The 19,900-nt window shown below is 64.3% G+C and carries 15 protein-coding genes; 12 read left to right on the top strand and 3 right to left on the bottom strand.

Annotated features, from left to right (window positions below):
• Positions 1 to 490 precede the first annotated feature (490 nt).
• The gene (locus tag ACO054_RS15615) at positions 491 to 1,375 is read right to left on the bottom strand and encodes a LysR family transcriptional regulator (RefSeq protein WP_421707513.1); all 885 of its coding nucleotides are present in this window, start codon (positions 1,373 to 1,375) and stop codon (positions 491 to 493) included.
• A 130-nt stretch (positions 1,376 to 1,505) separates the two neighbouring features.
• On the opposite strand from ACO054_RS15615, the gene ACO054_RS15610 reads away from it, so the two are divergent.
• The 7 genes from ACO054_RS15610 (at position 1,506) to ACO054_RS15580 (ending at position 11,632) form a co-directional block, all read left to right on the top strand.
• Positions 1,506 to 2,612 carry a TRAP transporter substrate-binding protein gene (locus ACO054_RS15610; RefSeq protein ID WP_421707512.1) on the top strand — a complete coding sequence of 369 codons (1,107 nt, stop codon included), beginning with the start codon at positions 1,506 to 1,508 and terminating at the stop codon, positions 2,610 to 2,612.
• Positions 2,613 to 2,917: 305 nt separating this feature from the next.
• Entirely contained in the window at positions 2,918 to 4,054 is a 1,137-nt protein-coding gene (locus tag ACO054_RS15605; RefSeq protein ID WP_421707511.1) for an NADH:flavin oxidoreductase/NADH oxidase, read from the top strand.
• 109 nt (positions 4,055 to 4,163) lie between these two features.
• Complete coding sequence (locus tag ACO054_RS15600; RefSeq protein ID WP_421707510.1) at positions 4,164 to 4,481, top strand: c-type cytochrome; 318 nt, start codon at positions 4,164 to 4,166, stop codon at positions 4,479 to 4,481.
• A 287-nt stretch (positions 4,482 to 4,768) separates the two neighbouring features.
• Positions 4,769 to 6,061, top strand: coding sequence for a PQQ-dependent sugar dehydrogenase (locus ACO054_RS15595; RefSeq protein ID WP_421707509.1), 1,293 nt, complete (start codon positions 4,769 to 4,771; stop codon positions 6,059 to 6,061).
• A gap of 297 nt (positions 6,062 to 6,358) precedes the next feature.
• On the top strand, positions 6,359 to 7,489 hold the full coding sequence (locus ACO054_RS15590) for an efflux RND transporter periplasmic adaptor subunit (protein WP_421707508.1): 1,131 nt from the start codon (positions 6,359 to 6,361) through the stop codon (positions 7,487 to 7,489).
• Positions 7,490 to 7,494: 5 nt separating this feature from the next.
• Positions 7,495 to 10,641 (top strand): efflux RND transporter permease subunit, encoded by a 3,147-nt coding sequence (locus tag ACO054_RS15585; protein ID WP_421710375.1) that lies wholly within the window; start codon positions 7,495 to 7,497, stop codon positions 10,639 to 10,641.
• Positions 10,642 to 10,885: 244 nt separating this feature from the next.
• The gene (locus tag ACO054_RS15580; RefSeq protein WP_421710374.1) at positions 10,886 to 11,632 is read left to right on the top strand and encodes an SDR family NAD(P)-dependent oxidoreductase; all 747 of its coding nucleotides are present in this window, start codon (positions 10,886 to 10,888) and stop codon (positions 11,630 to 11,632) included.
• A 57-nt stretch (positions 11,633 to 11,689) separates the two neighbouring features.
• On the opposite strand, the gene ACO054_RS15575 is transcribed toward ACO054_RS15580, so the two are convergent.
• The gene (locus ACO054_RS15575; protein WP_421707507.1) at positions 11,690 to 12,343 is read right to left on the bottom strand and encodes a TetR/AcrR family transcriptional regulator C-terminal domain-containing protein; all 654 of its coding nucleotides are present in this window, start codon (positions 12,341 to 12,343) and stop codon (positions 11,690 to 11,692) included.
• A 120-nt stretch (positions 12,344 to 12,463) separates the two neighbouring features.
• On the opposite strand from ACO054_RS15575, the gene ACO054_RS15570 reads away from it, so the two are divergent.
• From ACO054_RS15570 to ACO054_RS15560, 3 genes are all read left to right on the top strand, one after another.
• Complete coding sequence (locus ACO054_RS15570) at positions 12,464 to 13,771, top strand: efflux RND transporter periplasmic adaptor subunit (protein ID WP_421707506.1); 1,308 nt, start codon at positions 12,464 to 12,466, stop codon at positions 13,769 to 13,771.
• Positions 13,768 to 16,848: an efflux RND transporter permease subunit gene (locus ACO054_RS15565; protein WP_421707505.1), complete on the top strand. Its 3,081-nt coding sequence runs from the start codon at positions 13,768 to 13,770 to the stop codon at positions 16,846 to 16,848. Before ACO054_RS15570 ends, ACO054_RS15565 begins: the two co-directional genes overlap by 4 nt.
• A 133-nt stretch (positions 16,849 to 16,981) precedes the next feature.
• Positions 16,982 to 17,398, top strand: a complete 417-nt coding sequence (locus ACO054_RS15560; protein ID WP_421707504.1) for a hypothetical protein — start codon at positions 16,982 to 16,984, stop codon at positions 17,396 to 17,398.
• Positions 17,399 to 17,442: 44 nt separating this feature from the next.
• Here ACO054_RS15560 and ACO054_RS15555 read toward each other — a convergent pair whose 3' ends face one another.
• Entirely contained in the window at positions 17,443 to 18,090 is a 648-nt protein-coding gene (locus tag ACO054_RS15555) for a DUF6434 domain-containing protein (protein ID WP_421707503.1), read from the bottom strand.
• 294 nt (positions 18,091 to 18,384) lie between these two features.
• Between ACO054_RS15555 and ACO054_RS15550 the strand changes: the two genes are divergently transcribed.
• Positions 18,385 to 19,371 (top strand): Bug family tripartite tricarboxylate transporter substrate binding protein, encoded by a 987-nt coding sequence (locus tag ACO054_RS15550; protein ID WP_421707502.1) that lies wholly within the window; start codon positions 18,385 to 18,387, stop codon positions 19,369 to 19,371.
• Between the two features lie 66 nt (positions 19,372 to 19,437).
• Entirely contained in the window at positions 19,438 to 19,899 is a 462-nt protein-coding gene (locus ACO054_RS15545) for a tripartite tricarboxylate transporter TctB family protein (protein ID WP_421707501.1), read from the top strand.
• Position 19,900: the final 1 nt, after the last annotated feature.

The following is a 19,900-nucleotide window of genomic DNA, read 5'->3' as shown; positions in this document are numbered from 1 at the left end:
ACTCACAAGACCATCCTCAATCAGGTAAGTCGACCAGGACGCAAACAGGTAGAGTTCGGCTCAAATTCGATCTTCTGAGGGCGGTAAGCTGGTGCCTCTTTTGGCACGCCTCAGGCCATCTGAACTTCTCGTCCAAAGGTCCGTTTCAGCCGTGATACTGGTCATTCGCCGCCAACAACACGGCCGGCCGCCTTGGGTCAGAAGTAGTCGTCGGACCCTTCTGACTAATAGTTCCTGGCCCTAGTCTCTTTGTCGGTACTCCGCCCAACCGAGGCGTTGCGCTCGTGCAGCCCCAGAATGCTGCTGTCAGATTGGGACAGCAAGCGAATGTCGGTCTCGGTGGTTGCGGGCCCCCGCAACCAAACCTCAAAAAAAACTAAGACAGTCCCGTAAGGGACGTGACGCCAACGGCGCCGCATGAGTTCGAGAAAGCAGAAAGGGCCACTCTACAGGGTGGCCTTTTTGTGTTCCGGACTAAGCGTGTGAAAGCTCAATCGGTAACTTCGCTCTGAATAGAGACGCGAAAGCGCCCAACAAGTGGATTGACGTCTCGCAGTCGATGACAGACGCAGAAAGAGAGGCTTGGAAGGCCTTCCGAGACTGGCTTGTAGAGCACACTCGGGATCCGCCACTGCGATAGCGGCTCCACAACAAACCCGATACCGAGGCCGGCAGATACAAGAGTAAGTAAAGAGATCGAGTTGTCGGTTTCGAAGGCGATGTTTGGCTTGAACCCCGCGGACAGAAAGCTCTCGAAGAGTTTTCCATGGATAACAGGGCCGATATCGCGGCGAACCATAACGATGTCTTCATCGGTCAGTGACCCGAGGCTGACGGTGTCTTCCGACGCGAGGGGATGAAGATGCGGCATCGCGCACAGATAGCTATGGGTCGCAAAAGTCCGATAGGTCAAACCTTCCTCGAAAACAGGTGGATGCAGAAGGGCGACATCTAACTCCGATTGGGCAAGAGCTTCTTCGAGAGCATGCGACGTGCGCTGGACAAGATGGAGTTTGACGCGAGGATTATCTTCGCGAAATCGCCGCACGATATTCGACAGAACAGTGAGCGCGGTGATGGCGGTATAGCCGACACGCAGAGTGCCTTCATCGCCTTCCTTGATTCGATCGGCGCTCTGCTGTGCTTCTCGCGCGGCATCTACCGCGGCGACTGCTCGCGGAAGGAACAGTCGCCCTTGTTCGGTAAGAACAAGGCCCCGTCCTTGACGCCTGAACAAAGCAAATCCCGCTTCATCTTCAAGGCGTTTCAAGCGCGCCGTGAGGGCCGGCTGGGTCACATTCATGATCCGAGCCGCGGCGCGAACTCCCCCCGTTCTGACGACTTCGACGAAACACTGGAGCGTCTTCGAGTCCATGGCCGATTGATAAATTCTGGTGATCGGTATTGGAAGAAGGTTCGATCAGAAATTCGCAAATGGATGACCACCTCCACCGTGAGACTGCGGATCGCAGGCCTTCGCGTACATCACGATCGAGGAGGGTCAAATGGATAGACGACAGTTCGTTTCCGCTGCCGGCGCGATTCCGACAGCCGGATCGCTGATCTCATTGAGCAAGCCTGCAATCGCTCGGAGCACAATCCGTTGGCAGATGGTCTCTCGGTGGCCCGAGGAATTTCCCGACCAGATGGCCTCCGGGCGTCGGCTTGCCGAGCGGATCGACCAGATGTCAGGTGGTCGTCTCTCGGTCGAGGTCCTCGGGCCGCGCGACCTGGGCGACTATCGCGATACCTTCGACAAGGTGGCGTCCGGTGAGATCGCCATGTCACGAAGCCTTTCCTACGATTGGCGTGATCGTGGCTTGGCGTTCGAGATGTTCACGGTCGTACCTCTCGGCATGACGGAGACCGAGCGCACGATCTGGATACAGGACCTCGGCGGACAGGCGCTTTGGGACGATCTGTTCGGTGCGTTCGGCGTGAAACCCTTTCTGGCGGGCTCCCTCGGACCGCAGTCCTTCGGCTGGTTTGGGGAACCGATCCGATCGCTCGACGATTTGAGGGGACTGCGATATCGGACCACGGGTATCAACGTCCCGATCATGCGCGAGCTCGGCGTCAGCCCCGTCAGTATGTCGCGCAGCGAAATCGGGCCAAGCTTCGAAGCAGGGGACCTCGACGCGTTCGAACTCGTGGGGCCGGCTGTCGATCTCGCCTACGATCTCCATCTTTTCTTGCCGCACTACATCTTCCCCTCGTTCCACCAGACTGCCGGATCGATCCAGTTGATCGTGAACCGTGAGCTCTACGAAGGCCTTCCGGGGGATCTGCAAGCCATTGTCGCCAATGCCGCTCAAGCCGAACACCTTGCGAATCTGACACGGGTGCATGCCAGCAACATTGCCGCGCTGCGGGTTCTCAGGGAGCAGCACAGCGTCACGATCGGCACCGTTCCCGACGACGTACTGACCCGGATCGGCGAGGTGGCGAGCAACATTCTTTCGGCATCGCGGGACGAAGCAACGTCGGAGCACCAGCGGGTGTTCGATAGCTTTATCGATGCACGTGCTCGGATCCGCGAATGGATTGAGCTCTCGGAGGGCAATTTCATGCGCAGCCGTGCGCTTCCATTCAACTATCCGTCTGCAGGATAGAAGCATCACGGCATTGACGCTCAGTGTTCCTGGCCGGGCAAGTCGGACTCCGGCTTGGCTTGGCTTGGCTTCTCAAGCTGCTGTGTGGAAAAGCCTCTGCAGCTGTCGCCGGGTGCGCTCCCCGGCACCCCGAAAACTACCGGCACCCGCCATCTTCAGGATCGGCGGGTGCTTTGTGTCTCGGCTGCCAGCCTCAAGAGAACGCCGAGCGGGAAACCGCACCGCCCACCAAGCTGTGACTTCAACCCTAGGCGTTCCTCCTGCTACAGCGGTGAAAACACGCTGCGATAGGAACCCGACGACTGATGGCTGAGCTTTTTTCTCCCTTCGCCCTGCGCGATGTGACCTTCAAGAACCGTATCGCCGTCTCCCCCATGAGCCAGTACCGGGCAAAGGACGGCCATGCGAACGGCTGGCACGCGGTGCACCTCGGCCGTTTCGCCCTGGGCGGTGCGGGCTTGGTCTATGCAGAAGCGACGGCCGTCGAGGCGGACGGGAGAAGAACCCACGGCGACCTCGGTCTCTGGAACGATACGCAGGCGGAGAGCCTGGCACCCATCGCGAGGTTTCTGAGCGAGGAGGGCGCGGTTCCCGGTATCCAGCTCGGTCACGCCGGCCGCAAAGCGTCGGAGCGACGGCCCTGGCACGGAGAGACGCCCGTTGACGACGAGGATATCTCTGAGCGGAACGAGGCTCCCTGGAGGGCGATCGCCCCCTCGCCGATCCCCTATGCGGAGGGCTGGCCGGACCCTGCGGAGATGTCGGAAGCGGAGATCGCGCGGGTGATCGCCGCGTTCGGCGCGGCCGCGCGGCGCGCCCAGGAGGCCGGCTTCAAGATCGTCGAGGTCTATGCGGCTCACGGATTCCTGGTTCATCAATTCCTGTCGCCCATCGCCAACCGGCGTCAGGATCGCTGGGGTGGAAGTGGTGAGAACCGCCGGCGCTTCGCCGTCGAGGTGGCGAGATCCATTCGGGCGAACTGGCCAGAGGCCTATCCCTTGGCCTTTCGTCTCTCGGCCACCGACTGGCTGGACGGCGGGATCGAGGCGGAAGACGCGGTCGAAACGGCCAAAGCGCTCAAGGCGGCGGGCGTCGACATGATCGACTGCTCCACGGGCGGCATCGGCGGAAAGGAACGGCCGCGTCGCATGGTCATCGAGCAAGGCTTTCAGGTGCCCTTTGCCGAACGGATCCGAGGCGAGGTCGATGTTGCGAGCATGGCGGTCGGTTTCCTGTGGGACGCGGAGGTTTGTGAAGAGCTCGTCAAGGCGGGTAGGGCGGACATGATCGCCCTGGCAAGAGAGCTGCTTGACGATCCGAACTGGCCGCTCCACGCCGCGACGAAGCTCGGCGCCGATGAAAACCATGGGATGTGGCCAGTGGAATCGGGCTGGTGGCTGATGAAGCGCCAACGTCTCTTGAGCAAGCTTGGTCTCCGCTAGTCTTGTCCGCTTACCCCCGCTCGGGCCCTCCCGCCTGTTGACGCCGTATCGGCGTAGCCTCCACCCTGTGCCCTAAACAAGAAACCTTTGGGAGCAGGAGGAAAACCGGATGAAGAGACTGCAGTTGCTCGCGATCTGCGCGGCAGTCGCTCTGGGCGCCTTGGAGGCGCAGGCCGGGGATGTGGCAGCCGGAGAGGCGAGGTACGCGGAGACCTGCGTCACCTGTCACGGCAACGCCGGAAAGGGCATGGCCAGTTTCCCGGCGATTGTCGGCAGGGACGCGGACTACATCGCGAGTCGGCTGACGCAGTATCGTGCCAAGGAACAGGTCGGGCCCAACTCGGCCATCATGATATCCTGGGCCGTCCCCCTGTCCGATGAAGAGATCGCCAATCTCGCGGCCTACATCTCGACGACCTTTCGGTAATTTCGAGAAGTGGCGGGCGGTCCCCGACGGCCTCGTGCTGCCGGGGGCGGACGACCGATGCAGCGCCCTGCCGGTCGCCATGACCTTCGGCGATTGAGACAGACTCGACGGCAGTTGCCGTTCCGCTACCGGGTTCCTCGGCGCTCGCGATACACCTGTGTGGCGGGCCGTTCAGTCTCTGCTATCAATTTTTCTGACAAAAGCGGTTGAAGTGATCTCCCTCTGGGTTACGATTTCCGACCCCACTCAGTAGGGGAAGAACCATAAAGAGACGGGAGGAACATAACATGAAACACAGTCTGACCCCCTGGTCGCTCGCGGCGGTCGCGGCCCTGGCCATGGCCGCTCTGACCACCTCTCCGACGTCGGGTCTCGCAGACGAGCAGGGCAGCGCCCCCGACCTGACGCACAGCACCGTCCTGTCGGGTTTGGACAGCCCCTGGGACATGGCCTTCCTCGCAGACGGAACCATGTTTTTCACGGAGAAGTGTCGCGGCCTGTCGGTGCGGCTTCCCTCCGGCGACGTCAAGGCTCTTTTGGGAATGAACGGCAGCGAGGGCTATGCCAGCAGAGCGGACGACCTCTTCTGCGAGGGTCAGGCCGGGATGCAAGGCGTGGCCGTCGATCCGGATTTCGACGAGAACCGCTTCATCTACGTCTATGCGACCTCCAGCATGGCGGCGCCGGGCAGCAACCGCCTCATGCGGTTGACGGTAAGCGGCGATCTGGGCGCGGTGTCGGAGCGCAGCGACATCGTGGAGGACGTTCCCTATAAGCCGGAAGCGACCGACCACCCCTTCGGCGGCCCCGGTGCGCACAACGGAGGGCGCGTCCGCTTCGGCCCGGACGGCCATCTCTACCTGACGACCGGCGACACCCACAACGGCGAGGTCCCGCAATCGCCGACGCTTCTCGGTGGCAAGGTTTTGCGCATCGACCGGGACGGCAATGCGGTGGCGGACAACGATCCGCCAGACGGCTTCGATCCCCGTATCTTCACCTACGGCCATCGCAACGTGCAGGGGGTCGCCTTTCGCCCCAGTGACGGGCAGCCGGTCGTGGCAGAGCATGGACCCTGGCATTCGGATGAGGTGACCGTACTGGCAAACGGCGGCAATGGCGGCTGGGATCCGCGCCCCAACATGGCCGGCCGTGGCGATTGTCCCGCAGGCTACTGCGGCTACATGCCGAACCAGATGGACGGCATGGACCCGGTCGAACGGGCCAAGTTTATGCCGATGACAGACACCGGCACCTACCCCGATGCGATGCCGCCGGCCTGGACCAACAACGGCCTCTCGCAAGGCATGTCCTCCGCCGTTTTTCTGCGTGGGGAGCAGTGGGGTGCCTGGGACGGCCGTCTGGCCGTCGGAATCATGGGCATCGGCTTCGGGGGAACCCCCCTCGACATGCGCATCGACGTCCTTGATCTCGCAGAGGATGGACTGTCGGTGACGGAGGTCACGACGATGTCCCTGCCTATGACGGCCGGCCGTTTCCGGTCGGTCGTTCAGGGGCCTGACGGTCATCTCTATGCCGCCGTGGATCAGGGAGAGATCTATCGGCTCACCCCGAACTGAGCCGGTCTCGGCCGTGCTGCCAATCGGCCGTGCTGCCAGTCGGCCGTGCTGCCAGTCGGCCGTGCTGCCAATCGGTGGTGCGGCCGAACTCCCGCATGCCGGTCTGTGAAGGTTGCTGCGGTAAAGAACGCCTAGGTTCGCGGAGGCTTGACGGCGGTCGAGGTGAGATCGAGATCACAGAGACGCTCGGTTTTCCTTGCAGTCCTCCAGCCTTGTCGGCAGGTAAAGAGCATCGTTTCATGACTGTTGGCTGGATTTTTCCGGCCGGCCTACGCTTGTGCTGCGGAAAGGCTGTCGATGACGATGTCCAGACTCTTCAAAGCAGTCGGGCGGACTCTACCTCTGACGCTCCTTCCTCTGCTGGTGGCCCTCTCGTCGCCGGCGGTCCTGGGGCAGGCGGTTCTGGCTCAGGCGGAGGAGGAGGGCGCCCGGCCGCCGGTCGCCGTCATCGTCGCACCGGTCCACCTCGGCGAGATGGTCGATCGCATCGAGGCGCTCGGCACCACACGGGCCAACGAAAGCGTGGGCATCACTGCCAGCGTCACTGATGTCGTGCAGGAACTGCTGTTCGACGACGGGCAGACGGTCGAGGCCGGCGCGGTTCTCGCGATCCTCGACAAGGCCGAGGAGGAGGCCGATTTGAGGGCGGCGCAAGCTATCCTCTCCGAAAGGCGCCTGGCCTTTCAACGCGCTCAGGAACTGGAAAGCCGACAGTTCGCCGCGACCGCCCAGTTGGACGAGCGGCGGGCGGCGCTGCTGGAGGCCGAGGCCGCGATTCAGGCAATCGAGGCGCGGATCGCCAACCGGGTCATCCTCGCGCCCTTCGGCGGTGTGGTCGGCATTCGCGACATCAGCCCCGGGGCGCTGGTGGAGCCGGGCGATCTCATCACCACGCTGGACGATCTCAGCGTGATCAAGCTCGACTTTACCGTGCCCGCTGTCTTCCTGCCGACTCTGGAGCGCGGCCTGCCGATTGTCGCCAAAGCCTCGGCCTTCGGCGGCCGGGAATTCATCGGCGAGATCAGCAGCGTAGGGACCCGGGTGGACCCCGTGACGCGCTCGATCACGGCGCGCGCGCTGATTCCCAACCCCGACGAGGCGTTGAGGCCCGGCCTGCTGATGACGGTCGAGTTGCTCAAGGACGTCCGCCGCAGCCTGATCATTCCGGAGGAGGCGGTCATCCCGCGGGGGCGGCAGAACCATGTGCTGGTTGTCGACTCGGAGACCGAAACGGCCGAAAACCGGGAGGTGGAGCTGGGCGCACGCCGTCCGGGCGCGGTCGAGGTGCTCGGCGGCTTGGAGGAGGGGGAACTGGTGATCACGCACGGCGCGCTGCGGGTCGCGCCCGGACAGCGCGTGACCATCGAGGCGATGGAAACCGGCAGCGAGCCGCTGAGCGAACTGCTCGGCGTGGCAGGAGACGGCTAGCCTTGGTGATCTCGGATCTCGCTGTCAAAAGGCCGGTCTTCGCTTCGGTCATCAGCCTACTGCTGCTTGCGTTCGGGCTGATTTCCTTCGAGCGCCTGCCGTTGCGCGAGTATCCGGACATCGATCCGCCCATCGTGTCCATCGACACGGTCTATCCGGGCGCCGCCGCAAACGTGGTCGAGACCCGGATCACCGAGGTGATCGAGGACCGCATCGCCGGTATCGAGGCGATCCGGACGATCGAATCGATCAGCGAGGACGGGCGCTCGCGTATCGACATTGAGTTCAACGTCGGCCGAGACGTCGACGCGGCCGCGAACGACGTGCGCGACCGGGTGGCCGGCCTGCTCGACAATCTCCCGGAAGAGGCGGATCCCCCGGACATCACCAAGGTCGATTCCAACGACGACGTGATACTTTGGCTGAACCTGGTCAGCGACCGCCACACGGTGCTGGAGTTGACCGACTATGCCGACCGTTTCCTGTCCGACCGTTTTTCGGCGCTCGACGGGGTCGCGCGGGTGCGGCTGGGCGGCGGCCTCAACTACGCCATGCGGATTTGGCTCAACCGCAATGCCCTGGCCGCGCGCGGCCTGACGGTCGGCGAGGTCGAGGCAGCCCTGCGCGCGGACAACGTCGAACTGCCGGCGGGCAGCATCGAGTCCCTCGAACGCCAGTTCACGGTCCGGGTCGAGCGTAGCTTCCTGAGCCCCGAGGACTTCGGCCAGCTGGTGTTAGGCCGCAGCGACGAAGGCTATCTCGTGCGTCTGGGCGACGTTGCGCGGGTCGAACTGGGGGCCGTGGAGGACCGCACCTTCTTCCGCGGCAACGGCGTTCCCATGGTCGGCGTCGGCATCATCCAGCAGTCCCAGGCCAACACCCTGGCGGTGGCCGAGGCGGCGCGCAACGAGGCCGCGCGCCTGGACGGCAGCCTGCCAACGGGCATGGAGCTGCGGGAGAGCTACGACAGCAGCGTCTTCGTTCAGGGCGCCATCGACGAGGTCTACAAGACACTCTTCATCGCCATCGGCCTCGTGGTGCTGGTCATATACCTCTTTCTTGGCAACGTCCGCGCCATGCTGGTGCCCGCCGTCGCCGTCCCGGTCTCTCTGGTGGCGACCTTCATCGCCCTCTACGCTCTCGGCTTCTCGGTCAATCTGCTGACCCTGCTTGCGCTGGTATTGGCGATCGGTCTGGTGGTCGACGATGCCATCGTCGTGCTGGAGAACATCCACCGGCGTATCGAGCGCGGCGAGAGCCCGCTGGTCGCTGCCTTCCGGGGGACCCGGCAGGTCGGCTTCGCGGTGGTCGCGACGACGCTGGTGCTGATCGCCGTCTTCGTACCCCTGGCCTTCCTGGAGGGCGAGATCGGGCGTCTCTTTTCGGAGTTCGCGCTGACCATGGCGGCGGCGGTCGCCTTCTCCAGTCTGGTTGCCTTGACCCTGTCCCCCATGCTGGCCTCGAAACTGTTGAAACCCGGCAGCAGCCGGAAGACGCTGATCGCGCGGGGCGTGGAGCGCAGTTTCGCGGCGGTCGAGCGTGGCTACGGACGCGCCCTGGCGGGTACCCTGCGGCGACCGCTGGCGGTCGGGGTCTTCTTCCTGCTGGTGCTGGGCGGCGCGGCTTGGCTGCAGCGGGAGATCCCGGCCGAGTTCGCGCCGCGCGAAGATCGCGGTGCCTTCTTCCTGCTGATCAACGGGCCGGAGGGCGCCTCCTTCGACTACATGACCGAGTACATGGACGAGATCGAGCGGCGTCTGACGCCCCTGACCGAGAGCGGCGAGGTGACGCGCCTGCTGGTCCGCGCGCCCCGTGCCTTCGGCAACATCGAAAGCTTCAACAGCGGGATCGTCATCCTGGTCCTGGAAGACTGGGCCGAGCGGCGCTCCGGCTGGGACATCATGGAGGAGGTGCGCAGCCTGACCGCCGGCCTGCCGGGCGTGCGGGCCTTCCCTGTCATGCGACAGGGTTTGGGCGGCGGCGTCCAGAAGCCGGTGCAGTTCGCCATCGGCGGCGGCACCTACGAGGAGCTAGCAGCCTGGCGGGACATCCTGCTGGCGCGTCTCGCGGAGGACAATCCCGGGCTGGTCGACATCGACCACGACTACAAGGAGACCAACCCCCAGCTCAGCATCGAGGTCGATCGCGACCGCGCGGGCGATCTCGGCGTCAATCTGGGCGATATCGGGCGTACGCTGGAGACCATGTTGGGGTCGCGGCGCGTCACGACCTTCATCAATGCGGGCGAAGAATACGATGTGATCCTGGAGGGCGAGCGCGAAGTCCAGCGCACGCCGACCGACATTCAGAACGTCTACGTCCGCTCCGCCCGCTCCGGCGAATTGATCCCGCTGTCCAACCTGGTGACCTTGGAGGCCTTTGCCGACTCCTCCACCCTCAACCGCTACAACAGGGTGCGGGCCATCACCATCGAGGCCGATCTCGCCCCGGGCTATAGTCTTGGAGATGCGCTCGCATATCTGGAGGGGCTGGCGGCCGAGCATCTGCCCGACAGCGTCGTCATCGACTACAAGGGCGAATCCCTGGACCTCAAGACCAGCGGCGGCTCGCTGCTCTTCGTCTTCCTGTTGGGGATCGCCGTGGTCTTTCTGGTACTGGCCGCACAGTTCGAGAGCTACATCCACCCGCTGGTCATCATGCTGACCGTCCCCCTGGCCATGGTAGGCGCGCTTCTCGGTCTCTATCTGACCGGCGGCAGTCTCAATATCTACAGTCAGATCGGCCTGATCATGCTGATCGGCCTGGCGGCGAAGAACGGTATTCTGATTGTCGAGTTCGTCAATCAGCGGCGTGACGAGGGTCTGCCCTTCGAGCAAGCGATAATCGAAGCCTCCGTCGCACGCTTGCGGCCCATCGTGATGACGGGGATCACGACCGCCGCCGGCGCCGTCCCCCTGATTCTCGCCTTCGGGGCCGGCGCGGAGACGCGCACGGTGATCGGCACGGTGGTTTTCTCGGGCGTGCTGGCCGCCACGCTCTTCACGCTCTTCGTTGTCCCTGTCGCCTACAGCGTCTTTGCCCGCCGGACCGGTGCACCGGGCGACGTTGCCCAGCGTCTGGAGGCCGAGATGAAGCCAGGGCCGCCGAGACAGGTTGGAGCTGTCCAGGCCGACCGCCCGGCGGCGGAGTAGTCCCAGTTCGAAAGCCGGCTCGCTGCTGAGCCGCGCTTGCCGAAGACCGGAACCAGGGTTTTCCCCCCGAAGGGTTGACGGCAATTGTATGTGTTAACGTGAAACGGCATCTTTAGCTCCTGAACGGTTGGCGACTGTTGGATCCGGAGTTTGTGACCTCGATCCGAGGGCGCGTAACAATGGCGGAGACACCGGACAGGAGGGGGCGGATTTGGACCTCGGGATAAGCGGGCGCAGAGCCCTGGTGACAGGAGCGAGCACAGGCATCGGAAAGGCGACGGCGATTGGCCTCGCGAGAGAGGGCGTGAGACTGGTCATGACGGCCCGAACGGCCGAGCGTCTCCAGGAGGTTGCGCGAGAGGTCCGGGATCTCGGAGCCGCGGTCGAGACGGTGGTTGCGGATGTCACCACGCAAGAAGGGTGCCGACGTGTTGTCGAGGATGCGTTGGAGGCCTTGGGCGGTGTCGACATCCTCATCAACAACGCGGGAAGCTCTCGGCCGCGCCCTTCCGATGCAGGCGCTTCCGGCCCTGGTTGGTCGGATGCCTGGTGGGAAGAGGCACTCGCGCTGAATTTCCTCTCATCCCGCCGGATCACGGAGGGACTTCTGCCGCAGATGAAGGCGAGCGGATGGGGGCGGATCGTAACCTTGACCGGCGCGATGGCGCAGCGGAGCGAGAATGCCGCGACACCGGCCAAGGCGGCGCTTTGGAGCTGGTCTCGAACTCTGTCGGTCGAGGTCGCCGCGGCGGGCATCACGGTCAACTGCATCCAGCCGGGCCGCATCAACACCCCGCAGATTGTCGAGCGTCTCTTGCCGAGCGAGGCCGCGCGTCAGGAGGAAATCGACCGGGGAATCCCGATCGGGCGGTTCGGTGAGCCGGAAGAACTGGCGGCGCTTGCGGTTTTTCTGGCCTCGGAGCCGGCGCGCTACATCACGGGAACGCAGATTCCGGTCGACGGCGGGATGCTGCGTATGGCGCTCCCGTAAACCCGCCGGCAGAGCGACTCCTTCGAGCGTCGAGCGCGGTGCTCGGTAACCTCTGCTTCAGGTGGCGTCCGGTCGTTTGATCCCGCACAGGAAAATGTCGGCGGCGACGGTGAGGTAGGTCTCGATGTCTTCGGGATCGACCTCGGTCTCGATACAAAGCAGCATGCGTTCGTGGGCGTAGCCGGCGATCAACTGAAAGAAACCTTCGGCCGCGCGGCGGCTGTCGAACGGACGGAACTCTCCGGCTTCGACTCTGGCGTTCAAGTAGCTGGAGAGCAGATCCGCGGCTGGCAGGTGTCCCGACTCGTAGAAGACACGGCCAAGGTCGGGGAAGCGCGGCGCTTCCGCGATGACCACTCGGTAGAGCTGAATGCCCTCGGCCGACAGAATGATGTCCAGGAACATGCGGCCCAGGTCGATCAGGGTTTCGCGGGTATCGCGATGGCGGATGCCCGCCTCCCGCAGCGGTGTCAGGAGGGAGTCGCACCACTCCTCGACGATAGCCCCGAACAGTGCCTCCTTGCTGGCGAAGTGGGCGTAGAGCGTCCGCTTGGAGACTCCGGCCTCTGCGACGATGTCGTCGATACCGGCCAGGCCGAAGCCGTCGCGCATGAACACCCTGGCCGCACCGTCCAGGATGGCGCGGCGCTTCTCGGGGCGCAGACGGCTGGCGCGTTCCGGCTGAGGATTTTCGATTGGCGGTTTTTCCATTGATTGCATCATGTCTGATCCGTATAAGCCTCCCTTGCGTATGTAAACAATACTGTTCTGTTTACATTGGAGGCGGGCATGGCTCATGTTGGTCGGAGATCCTGGACGAAGCAAAGGCTTATGAGCCTGGCAGTGGTCGCGGTTCTGGGCGCAGTCGCTGTCTATGGAGTCTCGACCTTGGCTCCTGGAGGAACCGAGGATCGGGCCGAAGGGGCGCTGGCAGTTGCCGAGGCATCGACCGTGGGGCAGTCCGCCACGCTCGGTCCGCACGCGGAGATCGTCCGTCCGGCGGCGGTGATCGAGGTCGCGGCCCGGCGGCCTGCCGAGGTTCGCGCCTTTCCGGGTACGCTGCATCCGGTCCGTTCGTCCCGTCTGGCCTTCCGGGTGGGCGGCCCCCTGACTGGCTTGCCGGTGGAGGAGGGCGATCTGGTCGCCGCCGGAGATCTGTTGGCGGAGATCGATCCACGCGACTTCGAACTGGCCGTGGCTGAACTTGAGGCGCGGCTGGAGGCCGCTCAGGCCGCGCGGCAGCTCGCCATTCTGCAGCATCGCCGGCAGGCGCAGCTCGTGGAGCGCGGCCACACTTCGCGCGCCAATCTGGACGAGGCCATAGCGGAACGCGACCGCACAGCCGCTGAGGTGGCCTCGCTGACCCAGCAGCTCGCAACCGCCCAGGCCGCCTTGGGCGATACGCGCCTGATCGCCCCGTTCGACGGTCGGGTTGCTCGCCTGCATGTGGAACTGCACGACTACCTCTCGGCAAGACAGACCGCCGTCACTCTCCATGATGTCTCAGGCGCCGACTTCGTTGTCGATCTCCCCGAACGCGTGATCGGCCGGCTTCCCTACCTGCAGGGTATCGAGGTTGCGTTGTCGGACGCGCCGAACGGGCGCTACCGCGCCCAGGTCCGGGAGATGGCGTCCGAGCAGGCGGTTGAGACCGGTACCTATCGGACGGCCCTGCGCTTATCCGGCCTGGCGGGTGTGCCGCCCTTGGCCGGACTTTCGGGCACTGCCTACCTGCTGTTCCTCAAAGAGGACTTCCAGCGATCCGGAGAGATCGCGCTGCCGAGCAGTGCCGTGTTTCGCGGTACCGAGGGAGACGACCGTGTCTGGATCGTTGAAGGCTCGCCCGCACGGGTCGCCGAGCGGTCCGTGACCGTGACGGGGGTCGAGGGCGACCGCCTGCGCATTGCCGGGGGACTTGCGAACGGCGAGCGGATCGTCGCCTACGGTGTCGACTTTCTGCGTGACGGTCAGACCGTGCGCCCCTTCATGGTGCAGGGAGGCCGGGGTGGCGACCCAGATGGCGATCCCGATGGCGATCCCAATGGCGATCTGGGCGACGACCCGGCCGGCGACTGGATCGCCGGTCGCGGCGAGGCTCGGGCTGCGGCCTCGTCCGCAGAGGCTCAGGCAAATCCATGAACCCTGCCGTCTTTGCAATTCGCAACCGGACCTTCACCCTCTTCGTGATCGCCTTGATCGCTGTCCTGGGGGTGCAGTCCTACTTCAATCTCGGTTGGCTGGAGGATCCCGAGTTCAGCATCAAGACCGCAACGGTCTTCACCGCCTGGCCCGGCGCCTCGCCGTTGGAGGTCGAGCGGCAGGTCACTGAGCGGATCGAACGTGCGGTTCAAGAAATCCCGGAGCTGGATCATGTGCGCTCGCTCTCCCGTGCCGGCGCCTCCGTCGTCTTCGTCGACATCGACACCCGCTACCGGCAGGACGAGTTGCCGCAGATCTGGGATATGCTCCGGCGCCAGATCGACGACGTGCAGGCGGAGCTGCCGCCTGGTGCGCTGCCCTCGCAGGTCAATGACGACTACGGCGACGTCTACGGTGTGATCCTCGCGATCTATGCCGATGGAATGCCCTTCGTCGACCTCGCTAACTACGTGGAGGACCTTCAGCGCGAGCTGCTTCTGGTCGAGGGCGTCTCGCGTGCGGTTTTCTGGGGCGACCGTCAGGAGACGGTGGAGGTGGCCGTCTCCTCCGCCCGTCTTCGTACGTTGGGTCTGAGCACGGAGGATGTGCTGGCCGCGCTCTCGACCCAGAACGAAATCGTCGCTTCGGGCTTCGTCCAGTCCGGACCGGAGCGCTTCCGGGTCGAGACCACCGGAACCTTCAATGCGGTGACGGACCTCGAGAGTCTGGTCGTCGGCCGTGCGGAGAACGACCGCTTGGTCCTTCTCCGCGATATTGCTGAAGTCCGCCGCGCCTTCGCCGACCCGCTTGAGCGGATCATGCGGTTCGACGGATACGATGCCATGGCGATCGGGCTGTCTCCGGTACCGGGAGCCAACATCGTACGCATGGGCGAGGCCGTACAGGCGCGGTTGGACGAGCTCGCGGCGGAACGTCCGGTCGGCGTCGAGATCGGCGTCGTCAACGACCAGCCTGCCATCGTTGACGCGGCGGTGCAGTCCTTCGTCGTCAATCTGGTGGCGGCCGCCGCCATCGTCCTGGCTGTCGTGTCCTTGCTGATGGGATGGCGCGGCGGCCTGATCGTCGGCTTCGGTCTGGTCTTGACGATCCTGGCGACCTTGATCGTCATGCGGATCGTCGGCATCGACCTGCAGCGCATGTCGGTGGGCGCCATGATCGTGGCGCTCGGTATCCTGGTCGACAATGCCATCGTCATTACCGACTACATGCTGATCCGCATGAAGCGCGGCGCCAGCCGCATGGAAGCGGCGGCCCGTGCGGTGCGCGATCTCGGCTGGCCTCTGCTGGGTGCGACGCTGGTTGCCATCGTCGCCTTTCTGCCGATCTTCCTGTCGCCGGACGACACCGGGGAGTACTGCGCGACCCTGTTCCTGGTGATGGCCATCTCGCTGTCGATCAGCTGGATCTTCGCCGTCACCGTGACGCCCGTGCTCTGTCACATGCTTCTCAAACAGCCGGCGGAGACAGAGGGCGATCCCTTCTCCGGCCCGCTCTTCTCACTCTATCGGCGTGTTCTGCACGTCTCCCTGGGGCGGCGCTTTTTGGTTCTCAGCATGATGGTCGGGCTGGTTGCCTTGGCCGGCTACGGCTTTGGGTTTGTCAGCCAGAACTTCTTCCCGAGCGCTGATCGTTCGGCCGTAATGCTCGACTACTGGCTGCCGGAAGGCGCGCGGATCGACGACGTTTCGGAGGATCTGCGAGAGATCGAGACTCACCTTCTCGGCCTGGAATCCGTCGTCAGCGTCGCCACCTTCGTCGGTTCGGGTCCGCCGCGCTTCCAGCTCGCGCTCAATCCGGAGATTCCTTTCCAGAGCTATGGGCAGATCATCGTCGAGCTGGAGACCAAGGAACAGATTCCAGAGTTCGTGGCCTACGCCGACCGTTATCTGATCGAGAGTTTCCCGCAGGCCGAGCCGAGACTGCGGGTCTTTCCGCTGGCGACGCTGGAAACCTTCAAGATCGAGGCGCGCTTCAGCGGTGAAGATCCCGAGGTTCTGAAGGACCTGGCCGGTCAGGCCATGGCGATCCTCGCACAGGAGCCGGGTGCCAAGTACGTGCGCAACGACTGGCGTCAGATGACGCGCAGCGTCCGACCGGTGTTCGATCAGGCAAGGGCGCGCCGCGTCGGGGTCGACCGTGAAGACGTGGCGGCGGCTCTGTCGCGTGTCACGGATGGTGCGCAGGTCGGTGTCTACCGGGAGGGTGACGATCTGCTGCCGATCGTCTGGCGGGTGCCGGCCGGGGAACGCCACGACGTCGGGCAGCTCGAGCAGGTGCTGGTCTACCCGAGCGGCGGCGGCCGGGCCGTGCCGCTCGGACAGGTCGTTTCCGGCATCGAGCAGGTCTGGGAACAACCTCTGATCTGGCGGCGCGACCGGCAGCGAACCATTACGGTGCAGGCCGATCCCCAGGGCATGCAGGCCTACGAGCTACAATCGCGCGTCCAGGCCGCCGTCGAGGCGATTCCCCTGCCGCCGGGCTACGGTTTCGAATGGGGCGGCGAGTACGAGGCCTCGGTGGACGGCCAGACGAACGTCAACGCCATGGTGCCCATCGGTATGATCATCTCTCTGATCGTCTTGGTGGCGCTCTTCAACGGCTTGCGACAGCCGATCATCATCTTCCTGACCGTCCCGCTCTGCATCGTGGGCGTGACGGCCGGGCTGTTGCTGACGAACCAGCCCTTCGGCTTCATGGCTCTGCTCGGTGTCCTGAGCCTGCAGGGCATGCTGATCAAGAACGGGATCGTACTGGTCGATCAGATCGAAACCGGCATCCGCGAGGGGCTGGAGCCCTTCGAGGCGGTCGTTCGGGGCTCGGTCAGCCGTCTCGTATCCATCGTGATCGGTGCGACGACCACGGCGCTCGGCCTGATCCCCCTGCTGTTCGATACCTTCTTCAAGGCCATGGCCGTCTCGATCATGAGTGGCCTGATGTTCGGCACGATCCTGACGCTCGTCGTGCTGCCGATCCTCTACACCCTGGTGTTCCGCATCCGCCCTTCGCCCAGCGGTTCATCGGGTGCCTTGCCCGACGTGGTGGCCAAGCCGGTGTGACAGACGGCCATTTCAAGAGGGCGAAGTGCGTAGCTGTGAACGCCATCACAGACAGAAACACGATGGCTCGCAAAACTGTGAAGACGGTCTCGGATAGAGGGTGACACCGGTTTTGTTGCCGCGATGGCCCTTGGTGATCTTAGTCGATTTTGAAACGCCGTTCGAACCCGCGAAGTTCGTCGGCCTGATCGAAGGCGAAGCCCACATGGTCGACGGCGCCCGAATTCACGCGAACGACGACAGCATCCAGTCGCTCATCAGGTCCCACCGGCGGCTCGGAAACCGTGAATGTTTAGTGTTGCGGCAGATCGACTCGAGCCAGGACGTCGCCATCGACGAGGTGATGCATGCGTTCCTGGCCGAGGAGCTGCAGAGCGTCGACTCGACCGACCGTCCTTTGGCCGACTGGCTGACCCTCTCCGATCCTGCCATGGCGGTGGCGGTTGACGTGCTGCGCCTGCGGAACCACCCGGATGTTCCGGCGGATGTCGAGGTTCACGGCTATCTCTACGACCGCAACGGCGAGCGCCTGATCCGGCTCGAAGTCTGACGGTGCCGGCGCTCGCAGCTTTCAGCTTCGGAAGCCTCCGACAGCTACCCTTTCAGAACCTTTATGTCCCCCGGACTGTAACGCACGGGGCCGCGCCGGCTTCGCTTGGCCAGCCAGCAGATCCGCGCCTCCGCCAGGCTCCGGGTCGGATTGGCTTCGAAAAAGTCCCGCAGGTATCGATTGTACTGGTTACTCGCGGGGATCGGCGCCTTCTCGCCCGCTTTACGCCGGCATTCGATGGCAAGCCAAGCCTGCACCGCATCGGCCATGGTCTTCCCGCAGTTGGCGCGCATCCACTCCATAAAGGCGATGTTGAACCGAAAGCGCGGGCCGATCTGGGTCTGGAAGAAGGCGCGGACGTTGGGTCCGTTCGTGTAGCTGTCCGTGATCACGGTTTCGGGTGTGATCTTCAGACGCGCCCAGTTGACGCGCGAGGTGACGCGTTGTCCGCGCGGTCGAGATTCGCCCTTCGGGTCTCGTGAAGCCGTCCCGGGTCCACTGCAACCGTCGGACTCGAAGTGGCGCGCGATCCGCTCGGCGATCTCGGCCTTCGATCCGGCGTAGCTCAGGCCCTGCGTCCTGCAGAAGGCGACCAGCTCGGCCTTCAGCCAGTACCAATCGCGGAAGGTCGCCGCGTCCGGGATGCGGTCGAGGTCGGGTCGGGTTTCCGTGGAGGGTTTCCGGGCAGACATCCAGCCGTCCGTCATCGATCTTGGGCGGGAGCTATGTCACTTGCCCTCGGTGCCAAGTCTTGACGCCCTCGGCCGTCGTGCTGCTGCGGCCGTCCTGACTGGGTGCAGTCCCGCCCTCGTTGGCGAGCTTCTTTTTACCTCACGGAAAACCGGAGCTAGGGCTTGCGCGACGCGCTGCACGGTGGCCTTCTTACGCGGTGGATATCACCCTGCGGTGGTGTCCCTTGGCAAGCTGGGCAGAGTTCCAGGCGATAAGCGTTGGAGAGAGCAGGATCGCGCTCTAGGGAGGATGACGTGACAGGTTTCAAGACATCGGCTTTTCGAACTTCGGTCTGCGCGGCGACGCTGCTTGCCGCCTTTTCCTTGGGGTCGGCTCAGGCTCAGGACCAGGTGGTCGAGAAGATTCATTTCCTGGTGCCGGGCGGTGCCGGCGGTGGCTGGGACGGCACCGCGCGCGGCACGGGCGAGGCCCTGACCAACTCGGGCCTGGTCGGATCGGCGACCTACGAGAACATGTCGGGTGGGGGCGGCGGTCGGGCCATCGCTCATCTGATTGAGGTGAACGATCCCGGCATCATGATGGTGAACTCCACGCCCATCGTGATCCGCTCTCTACAGGGCGTTTTCCCGCAGTCCTTCCGGGACCTGACACCCATCGCCGGCACCATCGGCGACTATGCGACGCTCGTCGTTCACCGGGAGTCCGAGATCGAGGACTTCGCTCAGTTGCTCGAAACGCTGAAGGAGGATCCCTCCAGCGTCGCGATCGGCGGCGGTTCGGTGGCGGGCGGGATGGATCATTTGGTCACGGCCTTGATCATGCGCTCCGCGGGCGCCGATCCCACCGCCTTACGCTACATCCCGTACGATGCTGGCGGGAAGGCGATGGCCGGTCTGTTGTCCGGCGAGATTCAGGCGCTTTCGACCGGCTTCAGTGAGGGGATCGAGTTGGCCCGGCAGGGAGAGGTACGTATTCTCTGCGTGACCTCCCTGGAGCGGCTCGAGGCCTCTCCCGACACGCCGACCTGCGATGAAGCCGGTGCGCCGGGGGCCGAGTTCGTCAACTGGCGCGGTTTCTTCGCCGCCCCCGGTATCTCCGACGCTCAGGCCGATGCCTATCGGCAAGCCTTCGCGGAGATGTATGAGACAGAGGCCTGGGTCGAGGTGCGCGACCGTAACGGCTGGGTCGATATCTTCAATGGCGGCGAGGACTTCACCGCCTTCCTGGAAGCGCAGGAAGAGCAGATCGGCGATCTGATGCGCGAGCTCGGCTTCCTTTAATCGCTTAGCGGGTCGGTTGGCGCGCCCGGTCCGGCCGGGCGCGCGCGCCGGCCCGGAGAAAGACCCATGCGCCTCTCCAAGGACCGCATCGGCGGTCTTCTCTTGCTCGCTTTCTGCGTCACCTACGGCATCCTCAGCCAGGATATCCGGCTGCTGCCGTTCCAGGAGACGGCCGCTTTCCACGCCCGCACCATGCCCGAGGTTCTGACGGTCCTCGGCATCGGGCTGTCGCTGGCGATCATCGTCTTTCCCGGCTCGCGCGAGACGCCCAGCCTTGCCGGATACAAGTGGGTAACCTGCGGATTATTCCTCGCGCTGATGTCGCTCTACGGCTTCAGCATCCGTCCGCTCGGGTTCCTCCTGTCCACCTCGCTGTTTCTGATGCTGGGCTTCGCGCTGCTGGGCGAGCGGCGGCCGCTGATCCTGGTTCTGGTGGCCGTGCCCTTGGTGGTGGCCTTCTGGGTTCTGATGACCCAGGGCCTCGACGTCTTCATCGAACCCCTTCCGTCCTTCCTGCGCGGGAGCTGAC

Source organism: Algihabitans sp. (assembly GCF_965226985.1).
GTDB lineage: Bacteria > Pseudomonadota > Alphaproteobacteria > Kiloniellales > DSM-21159 > Algihabitans.
This window is presented reverse-complemented; position numbering and strand designations above follow the sequence as displayed.

Excerpts from the sequence above, each read along its gene's own strand:
- ACO054_RS15615 (WP_421707513.1), bottom strand. The coding sequence starts at position 1,375 with ATGGACTCGAAGACGCTCCAGTGTTTCGTCGAAGTCGTCAGAACGGGG.
- ACO054_RS15610 (WP_421707512.1), top strand. The coding sequence starts at position 1,506 with ATGGATAGACGACAGTTCGTTTCCGCTGCCGGCGCGATTCCGACAGCC.
- ACO054_RS15545 (WP_421707501.1), top strand. The coding sequence starts at position 19,438 with ATGCGCCTCTCCAAGGACCGCATCGGCGGTCTTCTCTTGCTCGCTTTC.
- ACO054_RS15605 (WP_421707511.1), top strand. The coding sequence starts at position 2,918 with ATGGCTGAGCTTTTTTCTCCCTTCGCCCTGCGCGATGTGACCTTCAAG.
- ACO054_RS15595 (WP_421707509.1), top strand. The coding sequence starts at position 4,769 with ATGAAACACAGTCTGACCCCCTGGTCGCTCGCGGCGGTCGCGGCCCTG.
- ACO054_RS15565 (WP_421707505.1), top strand. The coding sequence starts at position 13,768 with ATGAACCCTGCCGTCTTTGCAATTCGCAACCGGACCTTCACCCTCTTC.
- ACO054_RS15555 (WP_421707503.1), bottom strand. The coding sequence starts at position 18,090 with ATGTCTGCCCGGAAACCCTCCACGGAAACCCGACCCGACCTCGACCGC.
- ACO054_RS15590 (WP_421707508.1), top strand. The coding sequence starts at position 6,359 with ATGACGATGTCCAGACTCTTCAAAGCAGTCGGGCGGACTCTACCTCTG.
- ACO054_RS15575 (WP_421707507.1), bottom strand. The coding sequence starts at position 12,343 with ATGGAAAAACCGCCAATCGAAAATCCTCAGCCGGAACGCGCCAGCCGT.
- ACO054_RS15570 (WP_421707506.1), top strand. The coding sequence starts at position 12,464 with ATGAGCCTGGCAGTGGTCGCGGTTCTGGGCGCAGTCGCTGTCTATGGA.
- ACO054_RS15600 (WP_421707510.1), top strand. The coding sequence starts at position 4,164 with ATGAAGAGACTGCAGTTGCTCGCGATCTGCGCGGCAGTCGCTCTGGGC.